The following is an 11,786-nucleotide window of genomic DNA, read 5'->3' as shown; positions in this document are numbered from 1 at the left end:
GGGATCATGAAACTGGACGAACTCATTCAACTAGACGAAACGCGCATTGATAAAACGGCCGTCCTACAGCAAGTTGAACAAAATCTGGCGCAGCGCCAATTCACCAGCCCAGCCAGCTTCCCCACTTTCCAACTGGAGGTAGACAGTTTGCCCCAAAATGGGTCGCTTTCAGCGGAGCTACTGCAAAAGTTGGCGCAGCTTAACGAACAATCCAGCCAGCTTTGGCTAGACCCGGAACTGCCTCCTGCCAAAACGGCCACGGAGCGGTTTTTGAATTGGGTGAAACGGCCGTTTCATCGGCTTGTCGTTTTTTATGTCAATAAACTGGGGCAGCAGCAAAACGAAATTAATGCCCAAATGCGGCAAATCATCACGCAACTCATTAGCGAGTTGAATAAATCAGAATGATATTTCGGAAAATCCAATTCAATTGAAATGCCCACCATTCATCAATTCGTCACGGGCGCAACGCCCGGCAACGCCATTTACAACGAGGCACTCATCATGCAGCAGGCACTGCGAGGCTGGGGCATTCGCTCCGATATTTTTGCTGAGCACATCCACCCCAGTCTGCAAAAGATGGTCACGCCCTATGACCAATATCGCCCTCAGTCAGAAGACGTGTTGCTGTTCCATTACAGCCTCGGCTCGGCACTGTCTGATTATTTGCTGGCACTGCCCCAAAAGCTACTGCTGCGCTACCATAACGTGACGCCGCCGCATTTTTTGGTTGGGGCAAATCCGTGGCTGCGGGCCGGGGCGGCAAAAGGGCGGCGCGATTTACCGCTTTTTGCCAGCCGCACCGCATTGGCTTTGGCAGATTCCACTTTTAACGAACAAGATTTAGCAGCGGCACAGTTCCCCAAAACGGCCGTTCTCCCCCTCATCCAGCCCAATGATTTGTTTAACACCCAGCCTGACCTCGACCTACTCAACCAGCTTCATGACGGCTGTACCAATTTACTCTTTGTAGGAAGAATTGCGCCCAACAAGCGGCAGGAAGATTTGCTCAAAACGCTCTATTTTTATCGGCAGATTGACCCAACGGCTCGGCTGCTGCTGGTGGGTTCTGAAGATGGTGCGGGTAGCTACGGCCGTTTCTTACGCACATTTGCCCAGGAGCTAGGTTTGGAAACGGCCGTGCAGTTTAGCGGACACGTCTCGTTGGCACAGTTGGCAGCGTATTATCGCACCGCCTCTGTCTACGTCTGCCTTAGTGAGCATGAGGGATTTTGCCAGCCACTGGTGGAAAGCATGCGTTTTGGCCTGCCGATTGTGGCTTATGCCAGTACGGCCGTTCCCGGCACACTGGGCAACGCAGGCATCCTGCTCCAGGAGAAAAATTACCCCGTCCTGGCCGAACTCATCCATTTACTGGTTACAGATTCTGCCTTGCGAGAAAAAGTAATTGCCGGGCAAGCTGAACGGGCAACAGCTTTTAACCAGGAACAATTATTGGCGCAATTTCAGAAATGGACAAAACTGATTACCGATAATTGACCGCCGCCCCTAGCGACACAAAAAGTAACTCGACCCCCGGTCGCACAGGCGGGGATTGCCCGTTAGCTCATTCCGCCCCTCCTGCACAACTTCCCAGCCCAGTTCTGCCAACCACTGCTTCAGTCCGGCGTGGGTAAAGCGGCTGCCGTGCTTCCAGCCCGGTGCTGGCGACACAAAGTAATCGGCCGTTTCCGTCTCTAGCGTGATGGCACTTTGAATAACCAGATGCCCAGTGGTAATCGGCCGCAGTGCCGCCAGAAGGTCGCGCGGCTTGGCGAGGTGGTAAAGTCCGCCGGCACACATTACCAAATCGTATGTTTCGGGCTGCTGCACCGCTTCCCAGATGTCTTGCACCCGAAAGGTGGCGTTTTCAATGCCCAGCACCGATGCTGCCAATCGCGCCCGCTCAATTTCCTGAGCGTCTAAATCCACCCCAGTTATTTGGGCATCTGGCTGTGTCTTGCCAATCCAGCAACTGTAATAGCCATCGGCGCAAAACAGATCCAGGCAGCGGGGTTCGGTGGGCAAATCGGCCAACGCCTGCTGCAAAAATGGAATCAGGAAAGTTTCTTTGTGCCGCTGGTTAATTTGGTGCGAGTTGGGACTCCCTTTGAGCAACGTTTTTAGAGACAGCTTCTCCCCTTTTTCCACAAATCCGGCAGGTTTGACGGGGGAAAGCAGCAGAATCAGCCGTCGTAGCTGCTCTGTGCGGCTCATGGCCATGTCACCAAAATCGGTCTGCAAGCCCAGCTTGTTGAAGTTGTGGTACCAGGGGCGCAGCGCATATATTTCTGGATTAAATTGGGCTGTTTTTTTCATACGGTCTCATCTGCAAAACCTCCCGCAGGTTTGTTCTTGAACGCTGATTGCGGATGGAACCTGCGGGAGGTTGGCTTCTTGTAGATTTTTTATATCTATGTCACAATTTGGGCTGTGTCTGCATCTGTCTCCATAATCGTGGTCAACTGGAACGGCCGTCACCACCTAAACCTATGCCTCTCCGCCTTGTTTGCCCAAACCTACCCCAACTTCGAGGTTACCCTGGTTGACAATGGTTCCACCGACGGCTCGCAGACGTTTGTGCGCGACCATTTCCCAGACGTTCGGCTCATTGAACTCCCACAAAATATGGGGTTTGCCAGGGGCAACAATGTGGGCATTCGCGCCTCAAACGCAGACTACATTGCCACCATCAACAATGATACAAAGGTTGCCCCCAACTGGCTAACGGCATTGGTGGAAACGGCCGAAGCGAACCCCAACGTGGGCATGTGTGCCGCCAAGCTGCTGTTCTGGGATCGGCCAGACGTTATCAACTCGGCAGGCATCTGCCTGGATCGGGCGGGCATTGCCTGGGATCGGCTAGGCGGCCACCCCAACGAAATCTCTCAAACAAAACCAGTTCCTGTGTTTGGCGCCAGCGGCGGGGCGGCGCTCTATCGGCGCACCATGCTCAACCAAATTGGCCTGTTTGACGAAGATTTTTTCGCCTATTTAGAAGATGTGGATCTGGCGTGGCGAGCCAGGTTGGCGGGCTGGGACTGTTTGTTTGTGGATACGGCCGTTATCCACCACCATCACTCCGCTACTGCCATCGAAGGTTCGCCGTTCAAAAACAGGCTGTTGGGCCGCAACAAAGTGTGGACGATTGTGAAAAATTACCCTTGGCAACTGCTGCTGCTCTACCTGCCCGCTATTTTGCTTTATGATTTGGGGGCTGTGGCCGTTGCCTTGCTTGCCAGACGGGATGTTTCGCCGCTGGTCGGCCGTTTGCAAGCCATCCCCAAGCTACCAGCCATGTGGCAAAAAAGACGCAAAATCCAGCAAAGCCGCACCCTTCCCCTCAAAGAACTACGCGCCCTCATGGAGCCAATTTCATCCCCGCTCAAAGTTTGGCAACGCTACCAACATTTAGCCTCTGGCAACCCCCATTGAAAAAGCCGCGCAACCCGCTAAAATAGGCCGCTATGTCATTAGAAATCAAACCACCGCAGCCGCTTAGCACCATCCCCAACCGCTTTGACTCTGATCAGATTCAATCCCAATGGGACAAGCTGCGTGAAATTGTTGCTTACCGCAATTTGCTAAAGAATTTGGTCATCCGAGACTTAAAAGCGCGGTACAAGAATTCCGTTTTGGGCATTGTTTGGAGCTTGCTCAACCCAGTGCTGATGATGGCCGTCTACACAGTTTTGTTTACGATACTCATTCCCAATGACGGCATCAAAAAATATCCAATCTTCATTTTGGTGGCGCTTATTCCCTGGCAATTTCATGCCAGTACGATGATGAGCAGCACGGGGTCTATTGTCAACAACGCTGCCATCATCAAGAAGGTCTATTTTCCCAGGATTTTGCTGCCAACTGCTTCATTGTTGTCCAATCTCGTCAACTTTTTGCTCGCCTCCATCATTCTTTTGATCTTGCTGTACGCCTTTGGCATTGGTCTAACCATTCATGCCCTCTGGGTACCGCTCATTTTACTCACGCAGATCGTTTTTTTGCTGGGGCTAGCGTACATCTTTTCTACGCTGCAAGCGTTTTACCGGGATACGCTCATGATTTTGGAAGTTGGTTTGCTAGCCTGGTTCTTCCTGACGCCCGTTTTCTATCCGTTTGAACGATTTGGCGACCAGGCAGAAATCTGGGGCATGGTGTTTAATCCGGCTCGCCTCATGCGGTGGGTTAACCCGATGGCTTCGATTATTGACGGCTATCGCACCGTTTTGTGGGGCAACGTGGGCAGCAGCGGCCCTGGGGCGATGGATCCATTGGCTTTGTTGCGGACGTTTATTACGGCCGTACTCATTTTCATCATTGGCTACATTGTGTTTAGTCGTTCAGAACATCTCTTTGGCGAAAAGCTATAAATTGTCCGCCACCCAACGGCTTCTGTACCCAATTTGTACGTTCCAACTGCACGGTTTCGGGGGGTTGAGCGTCCATGTTATAATGCCCCCCGGTGCTTACAAAAGGGAATTTAGAAGATAATTATTATACAGGTGCTGCGGCCGGTCTCCTGACCGAGCCGCCAGGTGGCACGGCGAGGACGCCGGCCACAGCCTGAGAGGCTGTATAGTTACTTTAGAAGTTTGAAATTATGGCATTCATCTCAAAAAAGTTCTTAGCAAAATTTACTGGTCTAGCCATTCTTTTATATGCTATTGTCTTAATTTTGGCGGGTTGTGCCGGGGGACAACGCCCCCCGCTGCCAACGCTAGCGGCAACTGTCGCCATTGAAGTCGCTGCCAATGAAAGCAGCACCACACCCCAGCCGCCGACCGACACACCTACCCCCTCAACTACACCAACCCCAGCAGGCACAAACACGCCTGGCCCCAGCCCCACGCCCTCTAACACAGCCACGGCAACACCCACCAACACGGCCGTTCCCACCAACACGCCCACCAGTTTACCCCAGCTAAACCCGGTCCTCACCGTGACTGCACCTGTTGAGCTGCTCGAAGGCATTCCCACGCCATCTACGGCCGTACCAACGGCCGTTCCCACTTTTGAAGTCCCCGATTCCACCACCAACATTTTACTGCTGGGCAGCGACACCGCCATTGGTTCCAATGACACCCGCACCGACACCATGATCATCGTCTCTGTAAACCAGGATGGCCCAACTGCCTCCATGATCTCCCTACCGCGCGATCTGTACGTCTACATCCCCGGCAAAACGATGAATCGATTAAACACAGCGCTCTCGCTGGGTGGCGTGGAGCTGCTCAAGCAAACCATCCTGTACAACTTTGGCATCCCCATCCATTATTATGCGCGGGTGGATTTTCAGGGGTTTGAAACGGCCGTAGATGCCATCGGCGGTGTGGATATTGCCGTGAGCTGCCGTTTGCAAGATTGGCGGCTCATCTCGCCGGAACTTGATCCAGAAGATGAGGATAATTGGGAGCAATTTGCCCTGGAACCTGGCCTGCACCATATAGATGGCGACACAGCGCTGTGGTTTGCCCGCTCTCGCCTTTCTACCAACGATTTTGACCGGGGCCGCCGCCAGCAGCAGCTACTGCGCGCTTTGCTTAACCAGGGGGTTGATATAGGGCTGGTTTCCCAATTTCCGTCGCTGTGGGAGGCTTATCAAGACAACGTAGAAACCGATATGGATATCGGCCGTATGTTACAGTTCGCAACCCTGGCTCCCGGCATTCGGGAAAATGGTGTGCAGCACCTTTATCTTGTGCGCGGCATTGTCCCTTGGGAAACGCCCGGAGGTGCCCAGGTGCAGCTACCCGTCTGGGAAGGCGAAAATAACCTGGAAGAAACGTTCAGCCGCCTCTTCCGCGTGCCTGCACTCAACCGCGCTGGCCGCCGCCCCATTACGGTAGAGATCATCAACGCCACGGGCAATCCAGATATGGCCCTGCTCGCAGCTGATAATCTGGCCTGGTACGGCTTCGTACCCATCATCGGCGAAGACACACCGGAAACAGAGCCTTTCACCCAAATGTTTTACTATCGCCCCAATTTCAAAGATTCATTTGACTGGATGATTAGCTGGATTTTTGACATGTTCCGCAGCCAAATCCAGCTTGCAGAAGACGACAGTTTTGAGTACGAATACAAGGTCATCCTGGGCGAAGATTATGATCCGTGCCTGAACCAACTTTATCAGCCACAGGAATTCATCAACCAATAAAATCCGCAAAAGTGTCATTCCCTCAAATTCCTTCCTAATTTCATTGCACATCTCTCAGCATGAGGCATAATGTGAGCAACTAAGGAAGGGAACTCATGACATCTACCCCCGTTGATCTGCCATTGCATCAGCTTAGCGAAAAAGAGTATAAACGGCGCATTCGTGCCTGGGCTCTGTATGATTGGGCCAACTCTGCTTTTGCCACGACGATTTTAGCGGCCGTTTTGCCAGCGTATTACAGCAGTGTGGCCGGAGCTAACCTACTCAGCGCAGCCACGGCCACTCAATATTGGAGCATCACCCTCTCAATCTCCGTCTTTATCGTCGCCATTTTGTCCCCCATCTTAGGCACGGTTTCCGACATTATGCGCGGCAAGAAGAAATTCCTGTCAATTTTTGTAGGTCTTGGCGTGGTCGGCACAGGCTTGCTGGTGCTGGTAGACACGGGTGATTGGCTGATGGCCTCCATCTTCTTCATCATCGGGCGCATTGGCTTTGGCGCGGCCAACGTTTTTTACGATGCCCTGCTGCCCCACGTAGCCAAAGAAGAAGACCAAGATCGTATCTCGACGTATGGCTATGCCTTAGGCTACCTGGGTGGTGGGATTTTGTTGGCTATCAACGTGGTGATGATTTTCCAGATGCCAGAAAATTGGGGCGTGCGCTGGTCGTTGTTTAGCGTGGCGATTTGGTGGCTCGTCTTCTCTATTCCGATCTTCAGGCAGGTTCCAGAGCCTATGGGGGTTAGCCAAAAGATGCTGCCGCCAGGCAGCAATTTGGTGCGGCAAAGCTTTAGCCAAATTCGTAAAACCCTAAAGGAAATTACGGAATATCGTGAACTGTTCAAATATTTGATTGCCTTTTTGATTTACAACGACGGCATTGGCATCATCATTTCTGTGGCGGTTATTTATGGGGCAGAGCTGGGCTTTGGCACGACAGAACTGGTGCTTGCGATTTTGCTGGTCCAGTTTGTGGGCATTCCTTACAGTCTAGTGTTTGGCAATTTGCCAGCCAAAAGCAATCGGCGGCAAACGGTTTATGTGGCTTTTGTGATTTTCAATATTATTGCCCTGCCGCTGGTGGGCATTGTGGGACGATACCGATTGCCCAAGACCCTTACCGGCACGCCTTCGGCTGATTTTGTGGCGACGGATACGGCCGTTGGCCAAGGCTCACACACAGTGGACGGCGACGGGTTTGCACTCACGGGCAGTTGGGACACTATGATGGTTTCTGGGGCGGAGCGGGGCGAAACCTGTGCTTGGTATGCCTTTTGGTGTGATGAGGCTGAATTAGCTGCCACCTATGCCACTACGGAGGATGGGAACGGCCGTCTCGACTTCGCCTACCAGGGTCAACCCCTCGAAATTACTTACAGCATTGGCCCAGATCACGGCATTTGGGCCGTAGAGCTAGATGGCCAGCCGCTGCTGGACGAGACAGGTGAGCCAATTCTCATTGATGCTTACCAAAGCACCGTGCGCTACGACGTAACCACCGAACTGCAAGCGGACGCCGAGGGGGAACATGTGCTCTCGCTGGTAAACACGGGTGAACGCGCCGCTAACAGCAGCGGCAACCTGCTTTCAGTAGCAGGCGTTGAGGTGCTGCCGCCATTGCGAAGCAGCAATCTAGGCGGCATCATCGGTTTGCTGCTGGCTACACAAGCGGTGGCGATTCTTTTTGCCTTCCTCACCGGGCCACGCCTTTTCCAGGGCATCGCCGACCGCCTAGACACGAAGCGCAGCATCATTTTGGCACTCTCTGCTTACGCCATCATTGCCATTTGGGGCTTCTTTTTGAACTCTGTAGTGGAATTTTGGTTCCTGGCCTGGCTGGTGGCCATTGTGCAGGGCGGTAGCCAGGCACTCAGCCGCAGCCTGTACGCTACCATGACCCCTAAGACAATGAGCGGTGAATTTTTCGGCTTCTTCAGCATCATGTCTAAATTTGCTTCGTTCCTCAGTCCGCTGGTATTTGTACTGTCCGTGGCCTTGTTCGACAGCAGTCGCCCCGGCGTGGCCAGCCTGTTCTTCTTCTTTGCCATTGGCATTTTCTTGCTCTCCCGTGTAAACGTAGCAGAGGGTAAAGCAGTAGCCGACGCGAAGGATACGGAGATTCTGGCAGCCGGTTCCCAATAACCAGTATTCAGTGAACAGTAATCAGTAAATTCAGACCATTTACTGATTACTGACGTACTGATTACCGATTACCATTTTTGGCTGCGGTCTCGTTTGCGTTCGCTGCGCTTTTTCTTTTCGGCGAGGCGTTTTTCTACGGCCGCTTTGGATGGTTTGGTGCGGCGGCGTTTCTTTTTCTTTTTGAGGGCGTCGGCGAGGAGTTGTTGGAAGAGGGAAACGGCCGTATCCCGATTCCGATGCTGGCTACGAGAAGATTGCACATTCAGTTGCAGCACCCCTTCCTTGTCAATCCGATTTGCCAGCCGCCTCAGCAATCGCTCCCGCACCTCTTCAGGCAAGCTGGGCGAATTGGCAACGTTAAACAGCAGCGTCACCCTGGTAGCACTCTTGTTCACATGCTGCCCGCCCGGCCCGCTGCTATTGGAAAAGCGAAAGCGCAACTCCGCCAGCGGAATTTGTACCTCGGCGTTAACGGGAATCAATCGTTCAGCGTCCATCACCATTAGTATAACTTAAAAGTGGTTGGTGGTTAGTTGCTAGTAAAATAACTAACCACCAGCTACCAACCACTCAAAATATGATCAAGCAACCTAACTCCGACTACTGTTTTGTCTGCGGCCGTAATAATCCGCGCGGCTTGTATGTGACTTTTTACGACAACGGCCGTAACGAAGTCACCGCCACCCACACCATCCCCGAAGCCTACCAGGGCTACCCCGGCGTGGTGCATGGCGGCATTGTGGCGGCTCTGCTGGATGAAGTGGTCGCTCGTGTGGCCATGATTGGCGATCCGCACCACTTTATGATGTCTGTCAAGCTAGAAGTGAAATATCGCCATCCCATACCGACAGAGACGGAGCTAACGGCCGTTGGCCGCATTGTGCGGCTGCGCGGGCGACTGGGCAAAGCCGTAGGCGAAATCCGCCTGCCCGATGGCACCGTCGCGGCCGAAGCCACCATGACCCTGGCCGACGTGCCCGCCGAAATTCTAGCCAGTGCTAACCTGGAGGCTCTGGGCTGGCAGGTTGATGAGTGAGTTTACGGATTTCTTCCGCGACTAGGAAACGCAGTAAGAAACTGCGGCTACTAACTTAACCTAAGTTGCTACCTTAACAGTCAAAAATGGTGAAGTCCATGAAAGCCAAGTAAAGTGGGTTTGAACCACCAAACCATTTTTACGAGGACAATCATGGACGAACAAATTGTAGCGATTTACACGCTGGTTAACGACCTTTTGCTTGGTTTAGGTCATCATGAAAACAGTCAATGCCGCATGAACGATTCCGAGGTCATCACCACAGCAATCGTGGCTGCTCTGTTTTTTAGCGGCAATTATGAACTTGCCCGTGCCTTCTTGCATCAAGGCGGCTACATACCAACCATGTTGAGCAAAAGTCGGTATTCACGTCGTCTGCATCGAGTGAGCCATTACATCGTGACCTTTATCGAGATGTTGGGCGCCCACTGGAAAGGGGTCAGTAGCGATTCGATTTACGTGATCGATACCTTTCCTATTGTGGTGTGTGACAATTGGCGCATTCGCCGCTGTCGTCTCTATCGAGAAGAGAAGTATCGCGGCAAGATTGCGAGCAAACGCCGCTACTTCTATGGACTCAAACTACATTTGATGGTCACCAGTCAGGGTCAACCAGTTGAGTTCTTCCTAACACCGGGTTCTGAAAGCGATGTGACTCACCTGCGCTCCTTTCAGTTTGACCTACCGACGGGTTCAGAAATCTATGCGGACAAAATCTACAATGATTACACCATGGAAGACTTAATCAATGAGACAAGACAGGTGAAACTATGTCCTGTACGCAAGAAAAACAGCAAACGGCCGTATCCACCGTGGCGCGCTTATTGGATAAAACTGCATCGCAAGATTGTGGAGACGACAGGGTCATCCATTGCACGCAGGATGCCGAGGAGCATTCATGCAGTCACAGCCGCAGGCTTTGAGCTGAAAATCGCATTATTTGTTCTGGCTGAGAGTGTCAGCCATATTTTTAAGGTAGCAACTTGAGTTAACTTAACACAATTTATACGGCTATCTTGCCCCAGAACTTTTACAATGTTCTATTATGGATCAGGCATATTCCAAAGAACTGCGTGCCGACACGGCCGTTCTTCTCATCCCACTCATTGCTGGTGCCACAGCCGTTGCCGCACTGTTTGCTGCCATTATCGTAGAGGATTTTGTGGCAAGCTGGCATTTGTGGCTGAGTGTGGTGCTGGCAACCGCAAGCGGCTTGTTTGGCTGGCGCGCCCTCAAGCAAGAGCGGCGGATTGTAGGGACTGTCGTTTTTACGACCGTTCACCTGCTCATCTTTTTCCTCATCATCTACAAAAACTGGATGCCCGGCAGCCCACTGCCATACCTATATGCCATACTCATCATCGCCAGCAGTATGTTCATTCAGCCAGATTTCAGCTTCGTGGTTTGGGGCATTGCTACCTTGCTCACGACCATTGGCATTAGCGCACATACCGAGGGGATAACAGCGTTACTGCAACAGATCAGCAGCCCCATCATTGTGAACTTTTTTGTGGCTGGTGCTGCTTATTTTTCAGCTCTGGAATGGCAGGTGGCGGTTGAATCGGTGAGCTCGCTTCATCTTAAAGCCCAGCAGCGGCGGGACGAACTATTTGCCATTCAGGAAGCACTGCGTCTGGCCAATGCCAAGTTGCACAGTGCCAATGAAGAACTGGAAAATGCCAGGCAAACGGCCGTTTCTGAACGAGACCTACGCACGCGCTTCATGCACCAGGTGAGCCACGAGCTACGCACCCCCATCAACACCATTGTTAACTTTGCCCACATTTTGGGCCAGGGTGAGCTAGGCGACGTCAGCGACCAACAGGTAGATTACCTGGGCCGCATCGAAAAATCTGGCTGGCACTCCATGAGCGTCCTCAACGACCTGCTTGATTTGGCCCAGATGAACGCTGGCGAATTTCACCTAAAAATGAAGCTGGTAGATTTACATTCAGTTTGTGAAGAGGCAATGGCCAGCGTCCGCAGCCTGCTGCGTAGCCCAGAGATTGCCCTGGTGCGCGACTACCCAGACGTGTGGCCTGAGGTTTTAGTAGACCCCAAACGGTTCCAGCAAGCATTGCTAAATTTGCTGGGCAACGCCGCCAAATACACCGACGAAGGTCACATTGCGCTGCGTGTCCGCAGCCATGAGCAAGCCGCCACCTTTGCCGTAGAAGACACCGGTATCGGCATTCCAGAGGCGCACCACGAGGCGGTGTTTCAAGAGTTTCGCCAACTGTATGAAACCAGTGCCCGCCGTCGCATTGGCACGGGGCTGGGGCTGTCTATCAGCCGCCACCTAATCGAGCGGCATGGCGGCACGCTGACCCTTCACAGTAAACCCGGCCACGGCAGCACCTTCACCATCACCCTGCCGCTAGCAAACACAATTCAACCCAACGGCCGTAACCACACGCCAACCATTGCCCCGGAACGGCCGTTTTGATAC

General features: G+C 52.7%; 11 protein-coding genes. 9 read left to right on the top strand and 2 right to left on the bottom strand.

Annotation, left to right across the window (positions count from 1 at the left end):
* Positions 1-6: 6 nt before the first annotated feature.
* Positions 7-408, top strand: coding sequence for a hypothetical protein (locus ACOQPM_RS12345; protein ID WP_420629569.1), 402 nt, complete (start codon positions 7-9; stop codon positions 406-408).
* Between the two features lie 27 nt (positions 409-435).
* Positions 436-1,500, top strand: a complete 1,065-nt coding sequence (locus ACOQPM_RS12340) for a glycosyltransferase (RefSeq protein ID WP_420629568.1) — start codon at positions 436-438, stop codon at positions 1,498-1,500.
* Between the two features lie 9 nt (positions 1,501-1,509).
* Here ACOQPM_RS12340 and ACOQPM_RS12335 read toward each other — a convergent pair whose 3' ends face one another.
* Positions 1,510-2,319, bottom strand: coding sequence for a class I SAM-dependent methyltransferase (locus tag ACOQPM_RS12335; RefSeq protein ID WP_420629567.1), 810 nt, complete (start codon positions 2,317-2,319; stop codon positions 1,510-1,512).
* Between the two features lie 114 nt (positions 2,320-2,433).
* On the opposite strand from ACOQPM_RS12335, the gene ACOQPM_RS12330 reads away from it, so the two are divergent.
* From ACOQPM_RS12330 to ACOQPM_RS12315, 4 genes are all read left to right on the top strand, one after another.
* Positions 2,434-3,435, top strand: coding sequence for a glycosyltransferase family 2 protein (locus tag ACOQPM_RS12330; protein WP_420629566.1), 1,002 nt, complete (start codon positions 2,434-2,436; stop codon positions 3,433-3,435).
* Positions 3,436-3,467: 32 nt separating this feature from the next.
* Positions 3,468-4,370 carry an ABC transporter permease gene (locus ACOQPM_RS12325; RefSeq protein WP_420629565.1) on the top strand — a complete coding sequence of 301 codons (903 nt, stop codon included), beginning with the start codon at positions 3,468-3,470 and terminating at the stop codon, positions 4,368-4,370.
* Between the two features lie 230 nt (positions 4,371-4,600).
* Complete coding sequence (locus ACOQPM_RS12320; protein ID WP_420629564.1) at positions 4,601-6,157, top strand: LCP family protein; 1,557 nt, start codon at positions 4,601-4,603, stop codon at positions 6,155-6,157.
* 95 nt (positions 6,158-6,252) lie between these two features.
* Positions 6,253-8,301 (top strand): MFS transporter, encoded by a 2,049-nt coding sequence (locus tag ACOQPM_RS12315; RefSeq protein ID WP_420629563.1) that lies wholly within the window; start codon positions 6,253-6,255, stop codon positions 8,299-8,301.
* Between the two features lie 68 nt (positions 8,302-8,369).
* Here ACOQPM_RS12315 and arfB read toward each other — a convergent pair whose 3' ends face one another.
* The gene (gene arfB / locus ACOQPM_RS12310; protein WP_420629562.1) at positions 8,370-8,798 is read right to left on the bottom strand and encodes an alternative ribosome rescue aminoacyl-tRNA hydrolase ArfB; all 429 of its coding nucleotides are present in this window, start codon (positions 8,796-8,798) and stop codon (positions 8,370-8,372) included.
* A gap of 80 nt (positions 8,799-8,878) precedes the next feature.
* Here arfB and ACOQPM_RS12305 point away from each other — a divergent pair, with 80 nt between their 5' ends.
* From ACOQPM_RS12305 to ACOQPM_RS12295, 3 genes are all read left to right on the top strand, one after another.
* The gene (locus ACOQPM_RS12305; RefSeq protein WP_420629561.1) at positions 8,879-9,337 is read left to right on the top strand and encodes a PaaI family thioesterase; all 459 of its coding nucleotides are present in this window, start codon (positions 8,879-8,881) and stop codon (positions 9,335-9,337) included.
* Positions 9,338-9,490: 153 nt separating this feature from the next.
* A complete protein-coding gene (locus tag ACOQPM_RS12300) occupies positions 9,491-10,324 on the top strand; it encodes an IS982 family transposase (protein WP_420627656.1) in 834 nt (277 codons plus the stop codon).
* A 58-nt stretch (positions 10,325-10,382) separates the two neighbouring features.
* Positions 10,383-11,783 (top strand): sensor histidine kinase, encoded by a 1,401-nt coding sequence (locus ACOQPM_RS12295; RefSeq protein ID WP_420629560.1) that lies wholly within the window; start codon positions 10,383-10,385, stop codon positions 11,781-11,783.
* The last annotated feature ends 3 nt before the right edge of the window (positions 11,784-11,786 follow it).

The organism is Candidatus Leptofilum sp. (genome assembly GCF_965223525.1).
Taxonomy (GTDB): Bacteria; Chloroflexota; Anaerolineae; order Promineifilales; family Promineifilaceae; genus Leptofilum.
Note: the sequence above shows the minus strand (reverse complement) of the source record. Positions and strands in the feature narration are given on the sequence as shown.